Annotated in this window: 17 protein-coding genes and 2 pseudogenes; 7 read left to right on the top strand and 12 right to left on the bottom strand. The window is 43.9% G+C overall.

Annotation, left to right across the window (positions count from 1 at the left end; genetic code table 11):
- Positions 1 to 161 precede the first annotated feature (161 nt).
- Positions 162 to 881 (top strand): tetratricopeptide repeat protein, encoded by a 720-nt coding sequence (locus HMPREF1536_RS00980; protein ID WP_028730542.1) that lies wholly within the window; start codon positions 162 to 164, stop codon positions 879 to 881.
- 148 nt (positions 882 to 1,029) lie between these two features.
- On the opposite strand, the gene HMPREF1536_RS00975 is transcribed toward HMPREF1536_RS00980, so the two are convergent.
- On the bottom strand, positions 1,030 to 1,923 hold the full coding sequence (locus tag HMPREF1536_RS00975) for a helix-turn-helix domain-containing protein (protein WP_028730541.1): 894 nt from the start codon (positions 1,921 to 1,923) through the stop codon (positions 1,030 to 1,032).
- A 165-nt stretch (positions 1,924 to 2,088) separates the two neighbouring features.
- On the opposite strand from HMPREF1536_RS00975, the gene HMPREF1536_RS00970 reads away from it, so the two are divergent.
- The 6 genes and pseudogenes from HMPREF1536_RS00970 (at position 2,089) to HMPREF1536_RS00950 (ending at position 6,808) form a co-directional block, all read left to right on the top strand.
- Positions 2,089 to 2,598 carry a hypothetical protein gene (locus HMPREF1536_RS00970; protein ID WP_044193794.1) on the top strand — a complete coding sequence of 170 codons (510 nt, stop codon included), beginning with the start codon at positions 2,089 to 2,091 and terminating at the stop codon, positions 2,596 to 2,598.
- Positions 2,599 to 2,766: 168 nt separating this feature from the next.
- Positions 2,767 to 3,390 (top strand): annotated as a pseudogene (locus HMPREF1536_RS27800) (carboxymuconolactone decarboxylase family protein); the annotation flags it as partial.
- Positions 3,391 to 3,423: 33 nt separating this feature from the next.
- A pseudogene (locus HMPREF1536_RS28040) lies at positions 3,424 to 3,813 on the top strand (cupin domain-containing protein); the annotation flags it as partial.
- Between the two features lie 4 nt (positions 3,814 to 3,817).
- Positions 3,818 to 4,900: an alpha/beta hydrolase gene (locus tag HMPREF1536_RS00960; protein WP_028730539.1), complete on the top strand. Its 1,083-nt coding sequence runs from the start codon at positions 3,818 to 3,820 to the stop codon at positions 4,898 to 4,900.
- 17 nt (positions 4,901 to 4,917) lie between these two features.
- Positions 4,918 to 5,580: a flavodoxin gene (locus HMPREF1536_RS00955; protein ID WP_028730538.1), complete on the top strand. Its 663-nt coding sequence runs from the start codon at positions 4,918 to 4,920 to the stop codon at positions 5,578 to 5,580.
- Between the two features lie 22 nt (positions 5,581 to 5,602).
- The gene (locus HMPREF1536_RS00950; protein ID WP_028730537.1) at positions 5,603 to 6,808 is read left to right on the top strand and encodes a DUF418 domain-containing protein; all 1,206 of its coding nucleotides are present in this window, start codon (positions 5,603 to 5,605) and stop codon (positions 6,806 to 6,808) included.
- An 80-nt stretch (positions 6,809 to 6,888) separates the two neighbouring features.
- On the opposite strand, the gene HMPREF1536_RS00945 is transcribed toward HMPREF1536_RS00950, so the two are convergent.
- The 11 genes from HMPREF1536_RS00945 to HMPREF1536_RS00895 form a co-directional block, all read right to left on the bottom strand.
- A complete protein-coding gene (locus HMPREF1536_RS00945; protein WP_028730536.1) occupies positions 6,889 to 7,446 on the bottom strand; it encodes a sugar O-acetyltransferase in 558 nt (185 codons plus the stop codon).
- 44 nt (positions 7,447 to 7,490) lie between these two features.
- The gene (locus tag HMPREF1536_RS00940) at positions 7,491 to 8,189 is read right to left on the bottom strand and encodes a 16S rRNA (uracil(1498)-N(3))-methyltransferase (RefSeq protein ID WP_028730535.1); all 699 of its coding nucleotides are present in this window, start codon (positions 8,187 to 8,189) and stop codon (positions 7,491 to 7,493) included.
- A gap of 31 nt (positions 8,190 to 8,220) precedes the next feature.
- Positions 8,221 to 9,537: a NupC/NupG family nucleoside CNT transporter gene (locus tag HMPREF1536_RS00935; protein WP_028730534.1), complete on the bottom strand. Its 1,317-nt coding sequence runs from the start codon at positions 9,535 to 9,537 to the stop codon at positions 8,221 to 8,223.
- A complete protein-coding gene (locus HMPREF1536_RS00930) occupies positions 9,534 to 10,169 on the bottom strand; it encodes a bifunctional nuclease family protein (RefSeq protein ID WP_028730533.1) in 636 nt (211 codons plus the stop codon). Before HMPREF1536_RS00930 ends, HMPREF1536_RS00935 begins: the two co-directional genes overlap by 4 nt.
- 267 nt (positions 10,170 to 10,436) lie before the next feature.
- Positions 10,437 to 11,231 carry a M48 family metallopeptidase gene (locus HMPREF1536_RS00925; RefSeq protein WP_028730532.1) on the bottom strand — a complete coding sequence of 265 codons (795 nt, stop codon included), beginning with the start codon at positions 11,229 to 11,231 and terminating at the stop codon, positions 10,437 to 10,439.
- Between the two features lie 22 nt (positions 11,232 to 11,253).
- Positions 11,254 to 12,183, bottom strand: a complete 930-nt coding sequence (locus tag HMPREF1536_RS00920) for a DUF5106 domain-containing protein (RefSeq protein WP_028730531.1) — start codon at positions 12,181 to 12,183, stop codon at positions 11,254 to 11,256.
- Between the two features lie 111 nt (positions 12,184 to 12,294).
- Positions 12,295 to 18,702, bottom strand: coding sequence for a hypothetical protein (locus HMPREF1536_RS00915; protein ID WP_028730530.1), 6,408 nt, complete (start codon positions 18,700 to 18,702; stop codon positions 12,295 to 12,297).
- Positions 18,703 to 18,717: 15 nt separating this feature from the next.
- Positions 18,718 to 20,661, bottom strand: coding sequence for a fimbria major subunit (locus tag HMPREF1536_RS00910; RefSeq protein ID WP_028730529.1), 1,944 nt, complete (start codon positions 20,659 to 20,661; stop codon positions 18,718 to 18,720).
- Positions 20,662 to 20,708: 47 nt separating this feature from the next.
- On the bottom strand, positions 20,709 to 22,400 hold the full coding sequence (locus HMPREF1536_RS00905; RefSeq protein WP_225607995.1) for an Mfa1 family fimbria major subunit: 1,692 nt from the start codon (positions 22,398 to 22,400) through the stop codon (positions 20,709 to 20,711).
- Positions 22,401 to 22,935: 535 nt separating this feature from the next.
- A complete protein-coding gene (locus HMPREF1536_RS00900; protein ID WP_028730527.1) occupies positions 22,936 to 24,102 on the bottom strand; it encodes a SusF/SusE family carbohydrate-binding protein in 1,167 nt (388 codons plus the stop codon).
- A 22-nt stretch (positions 24,103 to 24,124) separates the two neighbouring features.
- A complete protein-coding gene (locus HMPREF1536_RS00895) occupies positions 24,125 to 25,756 on the bottom strand; it encodes a RagB/SusD family nutrient uptake outer membrane protein (RefSeq protein ID WP_028730526.1) in 1,632 nt (543 codons plus the stop codon).
- Positions 25,757 to 25,760 lie beyond the last annotated feature (4 nt).

The following is a 25,760-nucleotide window of genomic DNA, read 5'->3' as shown; positions in this document are numbered from 1 at the left end:
AAACCTTCAGTTGTAAGGCGGCCATAATCTGCACATTCTTTTCCTCCTAAAAGAATTCTCATTCCCTTTTAATTCTAAAAAGATGTAAAATTGCTTTGATACTTTTATCATGGTTACTAACTTAGCGCATCATAAAATTAAATTTAAATCGTTTAACAACCATGAAGAAAATTGTTTTGTTATTGGCTTTTTGCCTGAGTATTGGAAACTTATTTGCACAAGACGCTGATAAACTGCGTGATGAAGGCGATGCAGCATTAAAAGCGAAAAACTATCCGGAAGCTTTTACAAAGTACGATGCATTCCTTAAACAGACGAACAACGAAGATGCCGACCGCGTTTTCAATTGCGGTTTCGCTGCTTTCCAGGCCAAGAAATATGAAGATGCCGTAAAATATTACGACCTGGCCATCCAGAAAAATAAAAACGTAGACGACGCTTACACCGGTAAGGCTATGGCATTACGTAACCTGAATAAACCCGCTGAGTTTACAGCTACTGTAGAAGCCGGATTGAAAGTTAAACCGGGTGATACAAATCTGGAAAAACTGCTTTACGGATATTGCATGAAGCAGGCACAGGCTGCGCAAAAGGCAGGAAAAACTGCTGATGCAGAAGAGTTGTTTAAAGATGTATTAATCGTTAGCAACGCGAAGTATAAAGAAAATGCGCTGTACAGCTTAGGTGCTATGTATTACAACGAAGGTGCAAAGATTCTGGCTGCTGCTACCGACCCTGCTAAATACGAAGCAGAAAAAGACAAAGCTGACGTTCAGATGAAGAAAGCAAAAGAATACATCGAACAGGCTGTTGCCCTGAATGCAGCAAATGCCAACGCCAAAAAGATCCTTGATTCTATCAACGAAACATTGGCAAAATAATTTCTATTACATTGCAACATGGGACTTGGTTCCCAATATATAGTAAAAGGGCTATCCAAAAGTTGGATAGCCCTTTTACTATTGTTCATTTCAGTTAAATTTAGTATCTTACCATTGCAAAAAATATTACATTTGGCTACAGGCTGCATTAAATCCTGTATTCTTTCGGAGAACATCCAACTATTCGTTTGAACGCTCTGCTGAAATATTGGGGATATTGATAACCCAACGCATAAGCAACGTCACTGATCGACTTGGACGGATCGGCTAATAGTTCTTTTGCAACAGCCATTGTTTTTACCAAAATATATTCCTGGGCGGACGTTCCGGTTTCTTTCTTGATTAAGTCACCGAAATAATTAGCAGACAAATGCAACTGATCCGCACAATAAGCAACGGTAGGAGTTCCTAAGGATAAAGGTTTTCCGGACGTAAAATAGTCATTCAGCAACTTTTCGAAATCGGTCAACGTATCTTTATTCGCCTTCTTACGAGTGATAAATTGCCGGTCGTAGAACCTGACACAATAGTTAAGCAACAACTCGATGGCCGAAGAAATAATTAAATTACTGTGTTTGTCCTTCGCCTCCCTGATCTCCTCGTCGATCTTCATCATGCAATCTATTATGGTCTGGCGTTCCTGCTTTGAGAGGTGCAACGCTTCATTTACAGCGTAGGAAAAGAAAGTGTAGTCCTGCATATGATGCCCGAGATGCGTGCCATGCAATAATTCGGGCTGAAAGGTCAGCCACCATCCCATTGGCTGAAATTCTTCTCCTGTATCGTCATTGCCGATCACTTGTCCGGGAGCCGCAAACACCAGGGTATTTTCCTGAAAATCATAATAATTCCTTCCGTATTTGATCTGATCGGCACATTGAATATCTTTCAGGTAAACGACGTAAAAACCAATATTCTTACGTACATGACGTAACGGACTGATCTTTGACGCATCGATCACACTAACCAACGGATGCGGTGTTTCGATACCCAGAAAGTCATTATAGTCTTTAACCGTATTCAGTTTTATGATTTTATCCATGCCGGTGCGTGATTTATGTTTTCGACAAATGTAATAAATATCTGCTAGTTATATGATCCGATCAGTAATAATTATACGTATATCCGTAATTCGTATCATACGGAATCTTTTCGGGTACGGTAATTTTGTAGTATGCTAAATAATAATTAAATGACAATAGAATAAATGAATAATAGGGCACTTATGACGATCGATCTGTTTAACAAATTGACGGGCCGGGAAACCCTGCATCCGCTGATTAGTATTATTGACCTGTCGAACGCAAATCTGAACCGCGATATCCGCATGACGTGTGATTTTTACGGACTTTTGTATTATGTAACGTTAGACGGAAATCAATATTCCGGGAAAGACAAACTCCGCCTCATCCATCCCGGAGAACTGGTAGAAATCCCATCGCTCGAACATCGTTCAACCAATGGCTATACGGGCATTATATTCCATCCCGATCTGTTATATGAGACATCATTAGAGGGGCGTATCGATAGTTATCCGACACGTTGCCGCTGCCGGGAACCGCTATCAGAACATGAGCAACAGGTCATATCGGACAGTCTTCAAAAGATCAGGGCAGAATTGCATCATGCCATCGACCGCCACAGCGCATCGATCATCGCTTCGCATATCGAGTTGCTACTCAATTACTGCGTGCGCTTTTGTAATCAGGCAAACTAGACACAGTTACTCATATCAGTAATAATTATACATGAATCTGTAATTTATGCCTGTTCCGGATGGTTTATACCTAGTAATTTTGTACCAGATAAATAAAAGTAGAAATAAATGAAAGTAAGACTCGGATTCGCTGCTACATTATTATATATCCTGTCGTTGGCGGGAAATATGGTAGCACAAGCTCCCCAAACAGAACAAATGATGGATAAGAAACGACAACACATTGTGGAGATTGCCGCCCTGACCGCCAAAGGCGATCTCGATAAATTGAAGACGGTCCTCATTGCCGGATTGGAAGACAGCATGACCGTCAATGAGATCAAAGAGACGATAGTACACGTACATGCTTATTGCGGATTTCCACGGGCATTGCGCGGCTTGCAGACTTTTGTCGATGTTCTCAACGAACGCAAGGCAAAAGGTATCGAAGATAAAGCCGGACGGGCAGCTTCACCGATAACCGATTCACGCAGTAAATATGAACGCGGACGGGATATTCTTGCCGAAATATCAGGTGTCCCTGCTGATGCTCCGAAAGCTGATTACGCTGTGCTGGCTCCCGAAATAGAAGTATTTCTGAAAGAGCATCTCTTTGCCGATCTCTTTGAACGGGATGTACTGACCTATGCTGAACGGGAGATTGCCACCGTATCGGTATTAGCTGCGATCGGCAACGTTGAACCGATGATGAAAGGACATATGAATATAGCTCTGAATGTGGGCGTTACTCCCAACGAACTGCGTAACCTGCTTGCTATTGTCGAGAAACTGGTCGGACGAAGTGAAGCCGATAAAACGGCAGTCCTGGAAACATCTTCGGCGACGGCGATATTTCCGAAGGGGAATGCCATAGAAGGAGTAAATTTCAATGGAACGGCTTATCTGCAACGTCTGATGACCGACAGCGAAACATTTGACGTGGTAGTGTCCGATGTTATATTTGAACCGTCAGCCCGTAACAGCTGGCATTCACATCCGGGAGGCCAGATTCTGATCGCGACTGCCGGTAAAGGGTATTATCAGGAAAAAGGGAAACCGATTCAGGTTCTTAAACCCGGAGATGTTATAGCTATTACTCCTGACGTGAAACATTGGCACGGTGCGGCCCCCGACAGCGGATTTACACATATTGCCATCAACACAAAGGTTTCACTGGGTGCGACCGAATGGTATGATCCGGTGACAGATGAAGAATATAATGATTATAAAGAATAATAGTATGAAACGAATATATATAAGTTTGTTGGCAGCATTTGCATGGATAGGAGTTCACGGACAGGATACAACAACCGATAGACCGCTCACTATCGCCAAACAAGGTAGTTTCGCTGTCAGCGGAACAGTTTTACAACGTCCGGGGACATACGACAACCATAAATTCATCGGTTGGGGAACCCCTGTCGAACAGGGACAAACATACCATGCAGACCATGCTGTCGTAGATTTTCAGATTCCGGTAGAAGCCCGTCAACTTCCGCTGGTGTTCGTACATGGTTACGGACAATCAGGACGTTGCTGGCAGATGACACCCGATGGTCGGGAAAGCTTTCAGACATTGATGCTGCGGCAGGGATTCGGTTCTTACGTAGTTGATATGCCCGGTCGGGGACGTTCGGGACGGACAACTGCCGAAACGGTATTGAAACCGAAAGCCGACGAACAGCTTTGGTTCGATATTTTCCGTATCGGCGAGTGGCCTTCGTTCAATCCCGGCGTACAGTTCCCTACCGATTCGTTATCGCTCGACCAGTTTTTCCGTCAAATGACGCCCGACATCAGTGCACATGATATGAAAACCGATCTTACCGCGCTTGATGCATTATTCGATCGAATCGGTAACGGGATTATCGTAACACATTCGGCCGGAGGTTTTCCGGGATGGTTGGCTGCTATAGAGAACCAGCATATTCAGGCTGTCGTTTCTTACGAACCGGGAGGATATGTCTTTCCCGAAAATGAAGTCCCCAACCCTATGCCAAGCCTCACAGGAACACTTTCCGGAACAGGCGTTTCGATGGAAGACTTTATGAAACTGACGAAAATCCCCATCGTACTCTATTTTGGCGATTACATACCGGAAGAAATGACAGATAAACTGGGCGGTGAAAACTGGCGCGTACGACTTCAAATGGGACGTAAGTTTGTTGAAGCAATTAACCGCCACGGAGGAAACGCCAGACTGGTTGAACTTCCCGAAATCGGCATCTATGGGAATACACATTTTATGATGTCCGATCTCAATAATGTCAAGATAGCCGATTTATTGACTGAATGGTTACATGAAAATAAATTAGACAAATAATATCCCAATAGAACAGTATGAAAAACTTATTATTAATCTCGCTTTTACTTTTCTCCGCAACAACAATAGGTGCCTGCTCGGAGAATAATGATATTTCTTTTCCAGATACGGAGCAGCCGGAGTCTTCCGACCTGCCTTCCGGGAACAGTAAAACATTAGTGGCCTATTTCTCGGCAACCGGCACAACACAAGCAATAGCCGAACGTATCACCGAACTGACCGGAGCTGACATATACCGTATTAATGCAGCCGATCCGTATGCGACGAATCCTTATGATGATACCGAACGGATACAAAACGAAGCATATAACGACCTGCGCCCCGGTGTAGCAAACCTTCCCGACAAAGAGGCGATTGCACAATACGACACGATATTCGTCGGATCGCCTTGCTGGTGGCATCAACCGGCAATGGTGGTCTGTACATTCCTCGAAAATTATAATTTAGGTAATAAAATAATCATTCCGTTTTTTACTTACGGTGCTACAACTTACCTGAACGAATCGATGCAAAAGATTTATAAGGTAACGCCTGAGGCTATTCATATTCCGGCAACATTACCCGAAGATCTTGATCCCGAGAATATCCGTGAACCACAAAATGATGATGCCGGGATAGATATGCCGAATGGTCCAGATGATGTAGAAGCATGGTTGTTGAGAATCAAATCGAATCAATGATAATTAATTACAAACGAATAAAATGGAAATAAATAAGACATCAACCTCACCCGGCGGACGTATTACAGTAATTGATGCCCTGCGTGGTTTTTCACTGATCGGTATCTGCCTGATTCATGCTATGCAACATTTTGGAGCGATAGGAACAATGGCCCCCCAAGCAATGTTTCCGTGGGAAGGAACGCTGAATGAGATTTTCAAGTGGTTTATAAATTATCTGGTTTTCGGCAAATTCTTCATTATCTTCTCTTGCCTGTTCGGTTTAAGTTTCTTTATCCAAATGGACCGGGCGGCAAAGAAAGGATTTGATTTCCGGAAACGTTTCTTGTGGAGATTGTTATTACTGGCAGTGATTGGCTATTTGCATGGTTTGATTGTTCGTGTGGACATCTTGCTGATATATGCGATATTAGGTTTCGTGTTGGTATTAATGTATAAATGGCCGACGAAATTACTGGCAGGTATCACCTTGTTTCTTTTCCTGGGAGGCGCCTCACTTGTACCGGTAGTCTATAAAAGTCTGACGGCACCGGCTATAGAGCAGGTGGAACAGGTTACTGCCAGACCTGCATCCCGTCCGTCAGGTCCCCGGCAGGTTCCTACTTTATCTGAAACGATAAAGAATAACGCCTGGAACGGACTGGTCGGTAAAATGAGATTCCAGGTATCGAGCGGACGTATCTACCAGACTTTAGGACTTTTTATCTTAGGACTTATTATAGGACGTATCCGTTTATTCGAACGCATGGATGAATTCCGGAAACGGTTAAATCGCTGGGCATTGGCTGCCCTCGTATTATTAGGTCTGCTTTACGTAGTGAGACCTTATATTCCGGCTGTTGCCTGGGGAGAAGTTTCTTTCTATTCATGGATGGGATCGACTACCACCAATCTGATTAATCTGCTGACCGCTTATCTGTGGGTAATCATTGTAATAGAAGTTTATCGTTCACAAAAAGTACAACGGGCTGTAGAACCATTGGTCAGTTACGGCCGTATGGGGTTGACAAACTATATCGTACAGTCTGTGGCCGGTGTCTTCATCTTTTCCGGTTTCGGATTGAATTGGAGTCATTTGGGAGTTTTCCTGAGCGTATTGGTTTGCCTTGCTTATACAGGCATACAAATCGCAATTAGTCATTATTGGCTGAAAGGTTTCCGTTATGGCCCAATGGAATGGCTGTGGCGAACGGGAACCTATATGAAATGGCAACCGCTGATACGCTAACTGTAAGTTTTTATATCTCCATCTAAAAAAACATCGTTCCGCTGATCATCAAGTATCACCGGAACGATGTTTTTTTGAAATCACTTTATCTCTTTGACCACCCGGCAAGGATTCCCTACCGCCAGTACATTCGATGGAATATCTTTTGTTACCACACTGCCGGCACCGATCACGGTATTATCACCGATGGTTACTCCCGGCAGGATATTTACACCGGCACCGATCCAGACATTATGTCCGATAGTTACGGGACGGGCATATTCAAGACCACGGTTTCGCTGCTCTGCATCCAACGGATGGCCTGCGGTATAAATGCCGACATTCGGAGCGATAAAAGCATTGTCACCGATACAGACCTTAGCCCCATCCAGAATAACCAGGTTTACATTGGCATAGAAATTCTCTCCTACTTCAATATTATATCCGTAATCACAAGCAAAAGGCGGTTCGATGATCAGACTGTTTCCGGTCTTACCCAAAAAGGATTTCAGTAATTGCGTCTTTTCTTCCTGCTGAGAAGGACGCAAACGGTTGTAATCGTAAAGCAGTTCTTTTACTCTTTCACGGTCTGCCAACAATTCTTTATCATAATTGGCATCGTACAACAGGCCAAGGTGGCACTTTTCTTTTTCTGTCATCTTGTTTATTTTATTTGTTACAACCGGATCCTTTTTCCCGCCGGTCACTGATTCAATACATGTATCGTATGACAAGCCACCAGCGCAGCTGTCTCCGTACGAAGACGGCTTTCTCCTAATGAAATAGGTTCAAAACCCTGCTGTAAAGCCAGCCCTATCTCTTCAGGGCTAAAGTCTCCTTCAGGGCCGATCAGCACTAAGGCGTTTTCACCCGGGCGATACGTTTGTTTCAATAATGTTTTATCTCCATCCTCACAATGAGCGATGAACTTACGACCGTCAAAAGGTTGGCTCACAAACGATTTAAAATCAGTCATTCCTTCCAGTAGAGGTAATGTAGCCTTTTGCGACTGCTTCATGGCACTGACCAGGATCTTTTCCAGACGGGCAGGTTTTATCTCCCGGCGTTCTGAAAAACGACAGTTCAGGCAGGTAATAGCATCAATACCGATCTCGGTCGCTTTCTCTGCAAACCATTCCATCCGATCCATATTTTTTGTCGGGGCAACTGCGATATGAAGACGGAAGTTCCATAAAGCCGGTTGCTGCCAACTCTCCAGAATGGACACTTCGCAATGTTTATGATGGGCACGACTGATAGCCGCCTTATAAAAAGCCCCTTTACCATCAGTCAGTAAAATTTCATCGCCTTCGGTCAGACGAAGTACACGGATGCAATGACCTGCTTCCTCTTCCGGTAGTTCCGGATTTACTGCAATATCCGGCGTGTAAAATATCTGCACAACTATTTAGTTTTCTATTATCAATATTCAATTAACCTAATATCATGCCTATAATCGTGGCTGACAACACAGAGACTAAAGCTCCCGCTATCATGGCCGGAAACCCGAAACGGGTTATCATTTCCTTCTTCTCAGGAGCCAATACGCCCATTCCGCCCAATAAAATCCCGATAGACGAGATATTGGCAAAGCCACATAATATATAGGTAGACATCAATATGGATTTCTGATACATGAACATACCGGCATCCTTCCACTCCTGCAACTGGAAATAAGCCACGAATTCATTCAGTATCGTCTTCTGTCCCAGTAACGAACCAACCAGCATAATGTCGGAAGACGGAATACCTATCAGCCACATGAACGGCGCCAGAATCACTCCCAGTATGAACTGGAATGTCAACCCCTGCGCTTTTCCATCCGTTATCGAAACGATCCAGTCGTTCAAACCGGTATACCGTCCGATCAGGCCATCCAATATATAATTAGCCAAAGCGACCAATGCAATAAAGACCAGCAACATAGCTGCGATATTCACCATCAGCCGGATACCCGTCGAAGTACCGGCAGCCAAAGCGTCCAACGCCGTCGGATGAGCACTTTTCTTTTCTAGGCTGGCAGCATGATCGACAGCCGGTTCCGTTTGCGGACAAAGCATCTTGGCCAGTACGATCGATCCGGGAGCCGCCATCAAAGAGGCTGAAATCAAATGTTTGGCAAATAAAACCCTTGCCACCGGATCACCACCGGACAACATACCGATATAAGTAGCCATCACCGTACCGGCAATGGTTCCCATTCCAGATACCATCACCAGAAAGATCTCAGAGCGGTTCATAGCCGGCAGATAATTCTTAATCAACACCGGCGACTCTGTCATTCCCATAAATATATTACCGGAAGTCACAAGACCTTCCGCTCCTGAAATATTCATAAACTTCCGCAGTAGCCAGGAAAAAGCCCCTACTACACGCTGGATAATCCCCCAATGATAAAACAAAGAGACCAAAGCCGAGAAGAAAATAACAACCGGCAAAGAGTGGATCAGGAATATAAAGCCATTACTTTTCGTGGCATACGGGCCTAATAGGAAACCAACCCCAGCCTGGGTAAAATCCATCAGTTTAATGAAAGCCTTTCCCATCAACTCAAGTGCTGTCCCGATAAACGGAATATACAGAACAGCCAAAGCAAATATTAATTGCATGAAAAGCCCACCGCCAATCAGTTTCCAGTCGATCCGTTTACGGTTATAACTCAGGGCATATGCGACAGCCAGAACCGTTATAATACCCAATATTCCACGCAAAAGCGATTCAAGGCTTATTCCACTCTGTTGTTCTATCATTCTGCTTCGTCCTCCTCTTCCCGCCGACGAATTTCGTCTTTATACATCTTTGCGTATTCGTAATTCTCATCGGAGACGGCTTCGTCCAACCGTTCGGTCAATTCGTCTTCATCCAGCAAAGAGAGCCATTTCTTCAGCTCTTCCGCGTCTTCGATATCTTCGGGTTCTTTATCCAATAGAGCATATTCTTCATCATCCTTATCGGTCATAGAAGAAGCATCTTCCAATACGACCCCACATTCGGCAACGATCTGGTCGGTGGTATAAATATCACATTTCACACGCAAAGCGATAGCGATCGCATCCGAAGTACGGGAGTCCAGGCGTACCTGCGTAATTCCATCATCGAATAACAATTCGGAATAAAATACCCCATCTTCAAACTTATAGATAAAGACCTCACGCAACTGAATGCCGAAAGCCTGTGCGAAAGTGACAAACAGATCATGAGTAAGAGGTCTGGGGGGGGTAATATGTTCCAACGCGATTGCGATAGATTGTGCCTCCGATGTCCCTACTATAATAGGTATACGACGGGCTCCTTCTTCTTCAGCCAATATCAGTGCATACGCACCCGATTGGATCTGACTATTAGTCAAGCCCTGAACCCGTAATTTTATTTTTGTATCCACACCATATAATTTTATAGTAACTATACAAAAGTAATATTATTTCGTAATTAAAAGAGGGAAAGTTATAAAATGATTGGTAAGGTGTATAAAAAAGAAAAGGTTGTCTCCCGACAACCAATCTTCATTGCTAACCTTAAATCTAATACCATGAAAAACACAGTGCAAATATAAGCACTTTATGTTATTCAGCATAGTTTTGCAGCATAAAACAACTGCTATTTAGCAATATTTCAGTAAAACACCTCGCTTAATAAGGTGTATTAACAATTAATTCTTATCCTTCATATATTCATCCGCCTTCTCCTTCATCCGTTGCACGCGTTTAGCTGTTTCCGGATGGCTTGAAAACATTTGACGGAATTTCGATGACTTCGGTGCTTCTTCACTCAAACTCATCAGTTTATTCAATGAATTATGCATGCTGTACGGATCGAGACCATTGGCCACACTGAATTCAAAACCATAATCATCCGCTTCATTTTCCTGTTTTTGCGAATATTGTGCACCAGCCAACGCTGTTGCCAGGTCACCCAACTGTGAATCAGACAATTTAGCGACAACATCACTTGTCGCTCCGGCGGCATTCTTTGCAGCAGAAGTAAGATAAGCATTCTTCATGGCATCTTTTGAATCGGAATGAAGCACATGCCCTATCTCATGTCCGATAACTGCCATCACTTCATTGTCGTCCATCACTTCCATCAATCCGCCGCAAACGCGAACACTACCATCACCACAAGCAAAAGCATTCACATCAATGACATTATAAACTTTGAAGTTCAGGTTCAATCCGTCTACCTTGATATCTTTGGTCAATCGTTCCAGACGTTGCCCCATTTCCGTATCGGAACCGGCCACTTCATTATGGGTATCCATCCACTCGATATATTCCCGGCTCATAGTTACGATATCGGCATCGCTCAGTGTAACAGCTTTAGCAACATCGGTTGCTGCATTTACCACCTTTTTGGTGTTAATCGTTTTCCCTCCGATCTTAAACTGTGCAGACGCCGTCAGACTGACACCTGCCAGAAACATGAATGATAATAACGTTGTTCTCATACTCTATTTGTTTATTGCATACTTAGTTTGTTTGCATCTGTAAGAATTCTGCCAACTGGTTAAAAGTAATATCTTTCAAAATGACCTTTTTGTCTTTATCCAGTAAATAAATTGTGGGTATGGCTTTCAGGTCATATATTTCATCATTTTTTAAAGAGATCGACTGATCATAAGCATTTATCCAACTTGCTGGAACATCTGGGATATGCTTTTTCCAGGCTTCCTGGTCCTCATCCGGATAAACTGCCAGTATCTTCAACGTCTTATCCGCCTGCATTTTGTCTAGCAACGGCCATCCCGCTATCTGTCCGGTTATTTCTTTACAGGCATGACAATCGGGATTATAGAAGAACAGCAATACATAAGGAGCTTTTACCCCATACAGTGTACCTGTTTTCCCATCTGCAAGCGTATAGGTGAAATCCGCCGCCGGCTCTCCCACCCTGTTTTTCAATGCTAATTCCAGCAAATGAGCCGGACGGATCTTGTTCACCTCATCAAAGACCGGGGCAGACAAGATGGACTCTAACACATAAATATACAGAGATTCATCGCGCATCGGTGAATTGGGATCGTATAAATATTTCTCATACAGACCGGCCATATGAGTAAACACGGTACTGTCGGCTTCTGCCTTGTGCATCATCCCTTTGATAGAAGACGAAGCGACTTCTGGAGTTACATACTTCATCAGATCGATATAATTGGAAACGGCTTGTTCCGTTACCTCCGGCATATGAACATATGCTGTATCGGTAAAATCAAATTTATCCCAATAATGCTCCACTAAATATTTAGCACGTTCGCCCGGTTCCGTGATCATACTGGGGACAGGAACCATTTCAAAGGTTCGCGGCGTTGTATCCTCTTTCTCTGTTTTTGCAGTTTGCTGACCGTGACATGAATTAAATATCAACGCAAATGCCAACAAACAAAGCATTCTGACTATCATATCTTTATGTTTTTATAGTGCAAATATAATAGTTACTACAGTTTAAGATATAACTTTATTCAATTATTTTACATAGAAGTTCAAATGAGTTCATCTGTTAACATTCCGATCTTACCGTATAATCACCTTTTCGGTTTTTTGTCGGTTACGAGTAGTTACAGTTATCAGAACTACTTGTTCGGGAATTAATACATTAAGTGAAACAGAACTCTGCCGGATGGATTGTTTGTTATACATCAATCTACCGCTCAAAGCATGTATCTTTACAGACTCGATCGGATCGTCCGCAGGACTGCTCGCTATGACCCGTCTCTTGTAGGTAGTAATACGTATACCAGCATCCGGAATATCGTCCTTATCTATTTCTCCTATTCGGAGGAATAATCTTCCTTTCACGGGGCCGGAGTGGTTATCGAATGTATATTCAGGGTTCTCCCTCATATTTTGTAACGTCCCAGTGTAAGTGTCCTGCAGATAGATATCCTGAGACGCATCAAAAGTCTCCATTCCTGACAAACGAAGAGTAAGCTCACCTTTGACATCGGTACGGATACCCAGTTCGACAGGTTCCGACAAATCCCCCAGCGTACGTATAGAAGCCGCCTTTCCATCCAACAACGTATATAAAACAGCCGGTTCCGTCTTTTCTTCCGAGAAGAGAGTCCACATATCTTTACGTGCACTATACCGATTATCTTCAAACGGAACATATTTCAGGCGGATATGGCTTTGGGATACCTGATCCCGCAACACATCCATCTGTAGTATCGCCTCTTCCATATTCCGGGTAGAGCGGAGGGTAACGCCAGAGGTTGTTGTCGACATCATGAAGTCGAACTGAAGACGGGATAGCTGACCTGTCTTTTCTACAATAAAAGATTGCATAGGTGCAATAAGCTTCGGATCACTTGAAAATACTCCCGGATTATACGCTTCAAATGTCTCATTATCCGACCATATATAATAGCCGCCTGTTATTTCCGGATTGGCTGTTTTAAATTGGCTAAAATCCAAATGCGACATAAAAGGGTTACCCAGCAGGGCAGTCGTATAGCTGTATTGATCATTATTTACAATCACATCAAAACCAGTGACATCCCTGTTCAAAGGCAAGTTACCATCCATACTAATACATTGTTCATAAATAAACCGCCCCAGACCGGAACGGTCTATTGTCGTTGTTTTACCCAGATAAACACCATGGTAGTTCCAAATTGAATAAGCAGTACTGTCTTTGGGAAAACGGAAAGATTGCAGTTTGGCAGCAATATCTTCTCCTTTATAAACTCCGATAGCATATCCCAACCCCGGAGACAGCTCTTCGGTTAGCGTATTGAAAGGGTTCGAGAAATCACCTGTCACTTTTGCCGGATTTTCTCCTGTCTGTGGATTGGATGTATTATATTTCATCATATAGACTGCCGGATTCTGCCGCTTCACACTTCCTTCGACAAAATAATCACCGGAATACATAGCACGCAAAGGAGCCGAAACCGTATACCAGCGACCATGCTTTACATCTAGATCCACCTCAGCAAATCTATAATTCAGATAATTCGTACGGGCCACTCCGCCTCCCATTTTAAAAGTTATCGTATCACAAGCAGGTCGGAGAGAAAAACCGCCATCATTCCGCTTTTCTTTCTGTAGATTCAGATTAGACTGATTCCGGGTATAATTATTTACTATATTCAATGAATCTACCGTCGGCTTTATCAGTAAAGGATAATGGTCTAACAGGGTAGTCTGATCCACAGTGATCGATTCATTGGGGATAATTACATTGGTGCAGTAACCAGGCACTCCGTTATCCCAGTTACGGAAATCGTTCCAGTTGTTTGTCTCGCCATTACCGGTCCAGGTGGTTACTTTAGGAAATAAGACAAACTCATGCATGGAAGCTTCGGTACACCCCACCGAGTTATTGGCTGTCAACGAAACGGTATAGAATCCGGGAGCATAGTCTTCCAACTTCAATTTCACCGCTTTTGCCGTAGTATCAGAGACTACTGTCCCCCCCACCATCCAGGTGTAACTTGCGTAAGGATTATTTTCACTGACTTGCGTATCCTGATTTGTAATAGTTATATACCCGTCTTCATCCACATCTGAATAACAGAAAGCTGTTCGATTGTCGGACAGTGAAGGAGCAGGAATCTTATCTACGGAAGCGGCAAAAAGCAGCTCACGAGGCTCTGATATAGCCATACAGGCATAATTCGGAGTACCGTCAAAAGATCCCGACTGCCCCACCACCAAACGATAATATCCATTATTGGCTGCAGTAAAAGGATATATTTCGAATTTAGATTTATCAGTTGTTATCACACCTGAAGTAACTTCTCCGATAACACTGGCAAGGGGTTGCCACGGGCCATCCTTGCCAATAGGGCTGTACTCCCATTGATAATCGAGGTAATTACCCAAGGTTCCGTCATCGGTATAGGTACCATGCAAGGTAAGCACTCCCTCATCTTTTCCACAAACATAACCGTTTACGGAGGGTACGAGGGTAACGGGTGGGATAACCAGATAGATTTCAATATCATCCATTAACACATCATTTCCCCCTCCGGTGCCAAAATTGTTATTAACGACTTCCAGAGTTATACCGGTTACTTCATCCGGGACAGGGAATCTGAATCCGAACTGTCTCCAATTATTACCTTCCCCATCGAGCATATTACCGGAAAGATATTCGGCTAATGTCTCTCCGGTATCTGTGTTTGTCAATATAAATTTAAGATTTACTTTTTCCAGTCCGTTCCATTTCACAAAGCTGGTAAACCAACCTGTAATAACTAATTCGATATTACGGCATGCACCCAGGTTCGTTAATTGATGAGTATAAAAACGTCCGGGAGTTTCCGTAGCGTTCACAGCTACCAAATAACCATGAGTCTCATTCGGAAGGTCTTCATAAATATGGTCTGGCATAGCCATCCATCCGTTTGAGCTCCCTGCTGGACTTTTCTTCGTAATCATATAACCACCTTCTGGTAAATTACCGTCACCGGATTTATACAGTTCGTAATCAATCTTTATATAATCGATTGGTTCTTGCTTAACATTTGGATCTCCGGGAGCTGTTCCTCCAAAGTTCTCCCTATGAATACGGCGGGCATTTGCCGGAGAAATAACAGCATCTACACTGCCGCACAGATAACCCGGCAACAAATAGTACGCAACTCTTTTGTCCAAAATAGGAACTCCATTCATATCGCATACCTCTACCCAATAGGTTCTTGCTTTAAACTGTCCGTCTGTATTTCTTTCGTTCTGGACAGATAAAGTATGTGTCATTCCGTCGGACAATATTATGGGATCCTTAATAGCCTCCACTGAAGAATATTTCTGATCATGATCATACTCATCCTGATCAGGCAACAGATCTTCCAAACCTCCGAATTCACTGGTATACCATTTATACGTAACACCAGTTATTTCCGGTGCTTCCATATGGATGAGCGAAGGCAAATAGCCTGGTTCACCCAGACTCACCATTCCGGGAAGATACACACTGCTTCCTCTGTAAGATCCAGCCTGATCCTCCGTCATGTTGTCCGGACATACGAAATAGGTTTTCGATTTAGATGCATCTTCCGGTATAAATTTAACCCAATCAGAATGGGTCGGCCCATTTTCCCCTGTTACTATAAAACGATAATAGACAGTTTCATTAATGGCATTTGTAGTATAATCGGTCATAAAATTTCCATTTGCGACAGTACCGGTAGCCCCGGTTCCACTACAATTGACCCATTCCCCGGTCTCGGTACGTTGCTGCCATTGATAGGTAAGCGAACCTGTCAAACTGCCACATGCATAAGATCCTGTAAGGGTTTCTTTCTTACCGGACAACACAATTATTTCCGTCTTTGCAGGTGTAAATATCTGTGCCGGACTTAATAGCTTTATTTCAATGTCATCCAACGCAAACCCCTTCCCCCAGTCCCAGGCTCCTTCCGCAAACAAGGAGAGTGTGGCGGTAGTAGCACCTTGCGGTACAAAAAAATCAAATCCGTATTGTATCCAAAGAGAATTACTACCTCCGCGGATATCTCCGGTTGTATATTCCTGGATATTCCCGTTGTCGAAACTGACAAGAAATTTGAAATTCTGCTTGGTATTGCTGTTTTTCTCCAGGTTAGCAATCCAGGCTTTAAACGAAAGTTTCGAACCACCACAGAGATTAGAAAGCATCGTTTTATAAAATGGCATATTTTCACCGTCCGACGTTCCCCTGGCATGAACCAGCAGAAAGTAACCGTCTTTACAACTGGAATGATCTGTTACATCCGTATTCCAGTTTGTCGTGCTTTCAGAGTGATCCTCATTTGTCCAGTAATTCAGATATACCTGATTCGTTATTATATAATTACCACTACCGGGGTTAGGCCTTACGGTTCCCTCCGATGCCGGAGTATATTCATACCCGGGAATAACGTATGGATTGTCGGCTTTATAAATAAAATTCTGTGTAGAACCACACCCTCCAAAATCTTCTCTGACCAGGTAGTTGGCATCCCGAAACAGTTGCACAGGTGCTGAAGCCAAAGCATCTGTAAAATCAGCATTATCGTCGTTTCCCTTGATCGCCAGGACTCGGTAATAGTAACCGTCTACCACAGCAGGTACAGTCACAGTAAAAGTCCCGCTTTCACCTGTCGCCGTACCGTCAGATCCGGCAATATCGGCCCATCCATTGCCGTCGGCACTTCTTTGCCATCTGTAATTGATAGTAGGACTGATATATTTATAATCGACCGTAAAATCCACATTGAAACCGACAATACTTCCCGACACAGGAGATTTGATAGTTATAAATGATTCATATCCGGTAAGGGAGATATCATCCAATCCAAGCCATAAGTTATCGCCCACGGATGATATACGTATTTTAATAGCATCGTCCTGGTAATTACCGGAAATGTAAAACAACAATTTTCTTTCCTCCCATTCGTCGCTAACCTTAAACTTAGCGAAGTCCATCACAACACCTGCAGCATCTTCAACCTCCAGCTTAAATTGATAGGGAAGAGTATCGACCCTTCCCCACAAGGCTACCTGCCATGTACTGAGAGAAAAGGTTTGTCCTAACATGTCCGTTGTTACCGGAATACTGGCTTCATAAACAGTCTTCTCTGTATTTGTACGGTTCACAGCATACATAAAATAACCTTTTGAATTGTCACCTGAGATACTGTGATCCTCAAAGCCTCCTTTGCCACCACCATCTCCATCTCCCCAATTCCATTCTATACCCGGAAAACCAGGAATAGGCAACTTCCATCCGGCCAGTTTTGTGATTGCGTAAGTGGCTGCTCCTCCTATATCCAGTTTGATCGGTCTTTCACCGTAAGCTTGCTCGGCTTTGTCCCTGTTGTATAATCTGTCATCCGGGTCTCCATAAGTAAAATCCGTTGTTATTGTCGGGTGCGGGCCAGCAGTGATCCACCAGTCACCCGAAGCTCCTGCTTGGTTTGTCGAATCGGTAGAAGGCCAACTTCCGCCAAAGTCCTCTTTAAACAGATAATCGGTCGCAGTGTACTCTACTGTTATTATGTCCGAATACAAAGTTTTACTACCGGCAGCGACCACAAGCCGGTAATAGACCGGACCTGGTGCACTTTCTGCCGCCGGGACGAACTCTGCTGTAAAAGATGTTCCATTAGCCCCTCCTGTCACTCCCGTACCGGTGGCCTGTACCCAAGAACTACCGTTGTATTTCTGCCATACATAGGAATATGCTTCATTACCTAAAGGATTATTGTATTTTGCCTGAAAAGGATCAGTAACCCGTGTATTGATTTTCGTATAGGTGTATAAAGAAGCAGGCGAAGCCATCTGTATAGCCTTCATGCTCACTGTAATATCGTCAACCCCAAATTTGTGCTTCTTATTATCATACCCATATTTATCAACAAGACTAAAAGTAATGGCTCCATCTTGTGTTGCCGTAACAGAATGAGACCAAAACACCCAGCCGCCATTCGAGTTCGCATAGTTAGCCGAAGTTTTTGTCTGACCGCCAAGTCCCGTTCCCGTGGCCTGTATTTCAAAATTATATCCGCCGTCCACATCATCATAATAAACACCGAACTGAACAGTTTCTCCCTTTTTTACATAAGGTATTGTAGCAGCATAGATTTTTTTGGGATTAGTGCCTGCTTCCTTTACGGCAAACAGGTAATAGCCGGATCCTGTAGTATGATCAGGATGAGGCCATTGCGGAGGTTCACCATGACCGACAAGGTTTGAATTTTTAGTGATGATACATTTTCCGGCATCATCGGCCATCGGTACAGAGGTTGCATAGGTGAAATCATAGAAATTCCATATGCCCGGATTCGGATCTATATAATTACCACTAAACCCGGGTCTCTCAAAATCTTCATTGACAACGTTTACTTTGGTTGCCTGCTGTGCTTCCACCTGTCCACCTACCAATAATAGTCCCAGGAATATGATGAATTGTATCTGCTTATAACAGATTGTCTTTTTTGAAATATTTGTCATAGCCCTTATACTTATTTAGAATATGATTGACTGATTTCTGATCAGAATATTCGCGTTACTTTTTGTCTCCGGTACAGCAGACCGGGTAGCATCCTCTATAAACTCAGATTTGGGTTCCGGCAAGACTGGTGCTCCGATTGAGATCATATTTTCTATATTCAGTTTATACCAGTTATTCCGCACCACACCGAAACGTCCGTATTTTCCGACACCTTGTGCTTCGGAGACGGAAAAATGCTCGATCGGCACTTCATAATATATTTCACCGTTTTTATAAAATGAAAGATTGGCCGATTGTGCCGGCTCCTCGTTTTTCCAGTCGGAGAAATTAAAGCTCGGATTATCTACTTTAAATTGGTTGATAGCTTCCAGAATACCATCCCGAAGATATATATGGATGTGTTCCGTTGTAGTAGCTGAAGCATAGATCGCCACATCTTCCGGACGGAGAATAAAAAATGTGGTATTGTCTTTGTTATAATTATTGTATTTATAATTTTCGATATCCGTATTCCCTCCTTTGAAGACGAAAAAACCTTCGACCGACTTTAACGGAAGTGTCGGATTCTCTTCCGTTTCACTCATATCAAACTGTTCTCTTTTTAGAACCGCTCTAAAGATAACCCGGGTTACGACATCTTTCTTTTGTTCATTCTGAGTCATAGTATTTTCAGGGATATACACCGGTTGGGTATCTCCTTGTTTCCATGACCAATAGTTATAGTATTTATAACCGGAGAGTTGGGGATACAGCTTTTTGGCCGTACTGCCGGATGCACCCGGAATTAATTCGTTGCTGTTTGATATATACCTGAAATTATTCTTGAGGTTGGTTTCCCCTGTCCCAGAAAGAGCGGAGAAATTAGGGTCTTCGGCATAAAAATACTCCCGATCTATGTGTCCCTGCTCTTCCATTTCGGTACCTCCGGCTTTATACGTAAGATGTCTGAGCCAATAGCTTTTTTTATTGATAACATCGACCTCCCAGGTAAGGTCGGTTGCCACCATGTAACGTACCCGGTCGGAAACAAGTCCCAGGCCGTCATACGTATGAAGATAAGGTTTGGCACTACACTGTTTCGTTTTCCGGTTAAACTTACCGTTACAACCTTGTACCGGACAGTCTATACAATCTTCCGGTATATCGTAATCGTCTCCCCAGGGAGCGGCAAGTTGGTTATTATAATCCAGTAGCATCACAAATCGTCCGTATGGAGCTACCGCCGTAGATTTGGTACTCGTTCCTCCCTTATAATCACAGGTGACTTTAGCCGCAACACGCTCCAGATTGATGAAGGCCGGGCTATTCACTGCTTTTTCTTTGGTGGCATAAAAGTGTCCCGGTACCAATTCGACAAGGTTCTGAGAATTCATCATCAGGAAATAAGCAGGTTCTTCGTATGTTCCCTCTACGCCGCTTACCGTACGGGAACGATACATACCGGCAGTATTGAATGCAGCATCAAGCGCTGTGAACGCTTGCCCCACTTCCGTTTTGGCTTCGATCGAATCATTCGGATTGATTACAACAAGCATATCATAGTTACCCCGTTCAAACGTACGGGCTGTTGTCTGAATAAATATCCTGTTCCCATCAGTAGCCCAGTTGTAAAGGTCGCCACCGGTTATTTTAAAGCCACTGTTTTCAGGTTGTACCTGTATATCCAAATCCAGACAGTATTTAACCACTTTACTTTCATAGAGTACCATTCTTATTCCATCTATCAGGATTTCCGAAATGCTTCCCCTGTCCACCCCATTATAGGCCTTTGTATCCATATAATCTTTGGGTAGAGGTATTCTCATAGCCAATGAAAAGATATTCCCGGTACCGTTGGGGGTGCTTTCTTCGGGTATGTTTCCGGGACCATCATCTATAAGGGTTTCTGTGCCCGTGCAAGAGACAAGCCATACGGCTAATCCCAATACTACCAAAATACGATACATATACTGCTTCATTCTTCTTATACTCTATTTAATCATTTGACACCTCCCTGAATATGCTCTCAGAGCCCTATCCCCTGCTCCCGCTCCACCCAGGGTAGGATTGTAAACTCAACGGATAACCAGGAGTCTTCTTTGTCATCCGGATCAGGCCTGTCTTTCGGTATCTCACCCGTGCCATAATTCCTTATACTGGTCAGTGACAGATTATACCAGCTATTGCGGACAACGCCATACCGACCATATGCCATGGGTTTACTTTGAAGCCCGTCTCTGAAATGCCGAATAGGCACATAGTAATAGTTAGGGGCGTTTGCTGCAAAGAAACTGACCGTTCCATTCGATTTAACAACATCTTTCGAGGTCTCGGGAACGTCCGTATATCTATTAAAATCCTCAGAGCCTTTCATTCCATTTAAAATATCAGGTAAAGCAATAATCCTGGTATTTGCAGCTTCCTCCGTAAGAACTTCCCATGTTTTACCAGCACTGGTAATAATCGTTGCCGGATTACTGTAAGCAGCATAAATCTGCTGTATATCCGTGAAAGTGAAAGCCATATTACGGAATAAGAAGTATGGAGAACCTAAGCCCAACGATGTTCCAAAATATGTTGTTTTTGGAGTAATGACCGCAGAGATCAGCACACAGGTAGTTACATCCTCCCATTGCTCCAAATCGGTCATTGTGTTTTCTGTGACGTATGCATCGACAGGATCACTGGATGTTGAAGGTACTAAAGTAAGAGCAATAGTTCCGGTTTTATAAGTAAACTCATTTGTAAGCGAAGTTATAAGAGTTGGATTGCGGCTATGGCTGATTCCATCCCAATTGGGGTCCGTAGCATACATATAGATACGATTCTCGGCTGTTGCTACTTCCTGGGTGGTCTGGGTAGCAGATCCTGACGAAATAGTAGTTTTGTCAAGCATGGGAGCCGCGTTTCTCATCCAGAATGTTTTTTTGTTTACCACATCGACATCCCACTTAATTTCACCAATAGTTGCCCCCAGCCTCGTTGAAGCAGCGGCTAGATTATCCGCAACACTCAAAGTCACTTTGGCTACTGCACGCTCAACATCTAGTTTTACCGGAGCAGCTTCAGCTTTGGCTTCGGTATCGTAAATATCGTTTCTAGCCACATCGGCCAATCCCGCAAAGTTACTCATCAGAAAATTGTCTCTTGTAGTCTTCCCTTTGGTAAGCAGGTCGACAGTGACCTTTGCAGCAGCCGTCATAACCCCCAGTTTCTGACCCTCGATCGTTAAGTCCTTCAGAACGGCAGGCGGATTAAGAAATACCGCAAGTTTATAATTATCTTTTTTAATTTTCCTGGCCTTTGTTTTATAAGTTGTAGTATTCGTCCCCAACGTTATACTGTGCATATCACTACCAGGCATAGCGGGAGTACCTATATCTGTAAATTCAATCTGATACTTTACCTCACTAGTAGCAGGATCGTCGCCATTATATAAAACAACAAGAGCTGAATTTACTTTATTTTCATTTGCAGTTCCATAATGCAGGTCATCATCCGCTTTTGTCTTCATGCCAGTTCCGCTACCGTTGATGAATGTAAGGGAGATATACCCCTCCAGCTCATCTTTATCACCCGCATTGCCCTTATCCTCATATTCGTGGGAATAGTCCAAGCAGGATGTAAAGATCAGTCCTCCTGTCAAAATAGCCAAAACGACCTTTTTAATAGATATAATTTTTATAATAATCTCCTTTCCAACTAAAGCTCTCATCATAGTTTTTACTCCACACAGCCACTCAAGGCCATGAATAATTATTCCTCATAAATCATGGGAGAGATTTCATTTCGTATAGCCGTTCGGTGACGCCTACATAAAAAACAGAGCCTGACTAATCATATCCGTACGAAAACGCACTGATACTTTTCCGGCTTTCACCTGCAATTTTTAATCGTGATCTATAACATTATTCATTATATATGGTCTCTACCCATGTCATATCTACAAAACACTCTTATGATTTTACAATCAAAACTGTGGTCTTAATGTATACAAAGGTAGCTTATTTGTACATACAATTGATTAATTACAATTAAAAAAAGCACAGAAACTCAGCATTTTAATATCTGTTTGCTTTTATTCATAAAGTCCTATCCGTCTCAGGATACGCTACTAATCTCTTTTAATTTGGAGGATAAAAAGAATCAGATGCCTTCGTAAATTATTATTAATAGCTATAAACAAAATTGTCGATAGCTGTCAGCAACATTACTGACGGCTATCGACAATTTCACACCCCACCAGGGAGCTTTTACTTGATACGACCTGTGCCATCCAGGAAGTTCAGGTAAGCCTTTTGGCCTGCTGAAACATTCACTGCTTCCTGATCACCTCCGTTTTTACGGTATTCGATCTTATTAGCCAGGATAGCAAACTCGGTGCGCCACCAGTCGGTTGACGGTAATTTAATGCACATACGTAAAGCGCCGCCAGCTACAAAAGCGGGTGAAACAAATTCGCCTTCACCGGAAGGTACGGTAAACTTGCGGGCATCGTCAAATGTGTCCCAGCCGCCGGAAGGATCACCGGTCAGGTAGATATCGGGAGCAAGGAATTCGAGGGTGTAATTCAAGTCCTTTCCTTCCAGTTCGGTTGTAACCACCATGATATACCAGCCTGCATTCTTCACACCGATATTCTGTCCGCCGCTTCCGTCATCCACTCCGGATACGCCGGCATAAGAGGCCGATGCAGCAGGAACAAGGCCTTCCGAATAAGCCACCTGGTTACCGTCCCAGGTTGGCTGGGCATTGAACTTCATTACATTATTACCTCCGAAATACTGTACAGACCAGAATTTACCCGGAGTATCCGTTACCGGAATCATTTCGACCCATTTGCCCCAGCTGCTACCCGAAGCAAAGTCGCCGACCAGGAACATCCGGGCAGGCAAAGTCACAGGCGACTCTACATTATATCCCAAGACTTTCGGCAGTTCGATGATATTGGAGTAGATCTGCCCCATGCCATTGTTGGATAAAGCGGCATTCAAACGGATATAGACCGGCATGGGTGTTTCCGGAAGGTCGGCATTATCGTTCGATGCTTTCCATAAGGAGAGCATGGCCATAGCGAACTCTACGGCATCCACTTTTAGTTGCGGTAGCGTATAAGTGGTAGAGAGGGTGGCATAATTGGCTGTTGTTCCGGCGGCTTCGTCGGCTTCCTTAAATGTATTCTCCAAAGAGAGTTGCACCTTATAGGCTGTAGCGGCCACATAACCATAGTCGGGCTGCGTACAGGTCAGTTCGATGGTTGAAAGATTTTCCAGGTCATACACATCGGTAGCCTGCGCCGGAGTATTCAGGTTAAACTCGGTCGGTTCCTGGAATACCGGATTATCGTCTCTGTCGTCTCCGCAACCGGCCCACAACAGGGAACCGGTCAGGAGAAGAACTAATATATTAAGTTTCTTCATTTGTTTACAGATTTAGATGTTATTACTTCAATGATTCGTAACCCGGATTCTGCACCAGATTCGGATTGGCTGTCAGGTCGCGGTCGCTGATCGGATAGATGTTGAAACGGCTATCGACATTGGCTACGCCTTCCAGTGTTCCGCCTTTATAAGCCCAGGCATAATCTTTCGTGAATTTGCCGAAGCGGACAAGGTCGGAACGGCGTTGGCCTTCCCAATATAATTCGCGGGCACGTTCGTCGAGGATGAAATCCAGAGACAGGTCGGATGCTGTGATGTTGGCACTCTTATCGCCATTGGCACGTTCACGAAGCAGGTTGACATACTCAACTGCCTGCTCCTTATTGGTTCCGGCCGCATTGCGGGCTGCACACTCGGCATAGATCAGATAGATATCCGCCAGGCGGAACAACGGGAAGTCAGTGTTCGGATCGGGTGTGGGCGTTACAGCTGCACCGTCCCATCCTAAATTGGTGAACTTATAGCAAAGGTAACCGGTATTCCAGTCCTGCATTTTCGATTCCGGCGTACGTGTACCGGCACCGTCGAAGAAGGCATACCGTTTATCTTTCTTGATGAGACTGCCGTGGCTATCGGTTCCTGCATCCGGGCTACCGCTGAAGAATTCGATCATCTGCTGTGTCGGCTTCAGGCAAGTCCATGAAGAAGACATCCCGAACCAGGTTTGATCCATATCGCCACCATAAGCGGCAGCAGTCAGCATGATCGTGCTACCGAAGCTCTTTGCATTCACATTATCGAAGGGGATGGCATAGATGATCTCGTTCTTATGCGTACCCGTCAGGTGGTTTTCACCACAGAACAGGTTGGCGTAATTATCTTCCAGACCGAAGCCGGCATCGATCACTTTCTTTGCATAAGCGGCTGCCTTGTCGTACATCGGAGTGCCGGTGTACACTTCCGCATTCAAATACATTTTAGCAAGAAGCGTATTAATAACCGGTTTCGTTACACGGCCATAAGTAGCCATAGAAGGAGTTTCATCCAGGTTACCGTTCTCTGACAGATCGACCAGTTCGGCAACGATCTTATCAAAAAGAGCCTCTGCTCCTATCTGTGACGGTTTCCATGATTTGTCGTCCGTAGGGCTGTCGTCCCAAACCACTCCCGGATTACGGTAAAGGTCGATCAGGTAATAATAGTTCATAGCACGCAGGCCACGTACCTGATCGCGGTATTTCTGAATATCAGGGATGTTGCTGTCGTCGGCATAAACATCCAGAAACTCTTTACAGTAACGAATGTTCAGCATGGCACGCTGGTAGAAAGAATAGGCATAGGGCAACGTATAATCCCAGTTGACCTGGCATAATTCCACGATACCTTCGTCCGCCCAGTTCCAGATAGCCTCATCGGTCGGGAACAACTGTAAAGAAAGCAATCCACGAAGGAATACGAGCGATCCCTGGTCTCCCCCCTGCAAGTCAGGTTCGACACTAGCATCGGACGAGTTACCCGACAGGCCGAAGCCGGAATATATCTTTGCCAGAAACGACTGGCAATCGGCTTCGTTATGAATAGAATTGCTGGATTTATCCAGTATAGGCTCCTGATCGAGGTCTTCCAGACAGGAAGTAGCCCAGACACAACAGAATGAAGCAATACCTAACGATATATATTTTTTCAGTTTCATGATC

This window comes from Parabacteroides gordonii MS-1 = DSM 23371, from assembly GCF_000969825.1.
GTDB classification, from domain to species: domain Bacteria; phylum Bacteroidota; class Bacteroidia; order Bacteroidales; family Tannerellaceae; genus Parabacteroides; species Parabacteroides gordonii.
Note: the sequence above shows the minus strand (reverse complement) of the source record. Positions and strands in the feature narration are given on the sequence as shown.

Coding starts and splice junctions, on each gene's coding strand:
- HMPREF1536_RS00925 (WP_028730532.1), bottom strand. CDS start 11,231: ATGAGAACAACGTTATTATCATTCATGTTTCTGGCAGGTGTCAGTCTG.
- HMPREF1536_RS00915 (WP_028730530.1), bottom strand. CDS start 18,702: ATGACAAATATTTCAAAAAAGACAATCTGTTATAAGCAGATACAATTC.
- HMPREF1536_RS00910 (WP_028730529.1), bottom strand. CDS start 20,661: ATGAAGCAGTATATGTATCGTATTTTGGTAGTATTGGGATTAGCCGTA.
- HMPREF1536_RS00950 (WP_028730537.1), top strand. CDS start 5,603: ATGGAAATAAATAAGACATCAACCTCACCCGGCGGACGTATTACAGTA.
- HMPREF1536_RS00975 (WP_028730541.1), bottom strand. CDS start 1,923: ATGGATAAAATCATAAAACTGAATACGGTTAAAGACTATAATGACTTT.
- HMPREF1536_RS00945 (WP_028730536.1), bottom strand. CDS start 7,446: ATGACAGAAAAAGAAAAGTGCCACCTTGGCCTGTTGTACGATGCCAAT.
- HMPREF1536_RS00960 (WP_028730539.1), top strand. CDS start 3,818: ATGAAACGAATATATATAAGTTTGTTGGCAGCATTTGCATGGATAGGA.
- HMPREF1536_RS00920 (WP_028730531.1), bottom strand. CDS start 12,183: ATGATAGTCAGAATGCTTTGTTTGTTGGCATTTGCGTTGATATTTAAT.
- HMPREF1536_RS00900 (WP_028730527.1), bottom strand. CDS start 24,102: ATGAAGAAACTTAATATATTAGTTCTTCTCCTGACCGGTTCCCTGTTG.
- HMPREF1536_RS00935 (WP_028730534.1), bottom strand. CDS start 9,537: ATGATAGAACAACAGAGTGGAATAAGCCTTGAATCGCTTTTGCGTGGA.
- HMPREF1536_RS00970 (WP_044193794.1), top strand. CDS start 2,089: ATGAATAATAGGGCACTTATGACGATCGATCTGTTTAACAAATTGACG.
- HMPREF1536_RS00895 (WP_028730526.1), bottom strand. CDS start 25,756: ATGAAACTGAAAAAATATATATCGTTAGGTATTGCTTCATTCTGTTGT.
- HMPREF1536_RS00980 (WP_028730542.1), top strand. CDS start 162: ATGAAGAAAATTGTTTTGTTATTGGCTTTTTGCCTGAGTATTGGAAAC.
- HMPREF1536_RS00905 (WP_225607995.1), bottom strand. CDS start 22,400: ATGATGAGAGCTTTAGTTGGAAAGGAGATTATTATAAAAATTATATCT.
- HMPREF1536_RS00955 (WP_028730538.1), top strand. CDS start 4,918: ATGAAAAACTTATTATTAATCTCGCTTTTACTTTTCTCCGCAACAACA.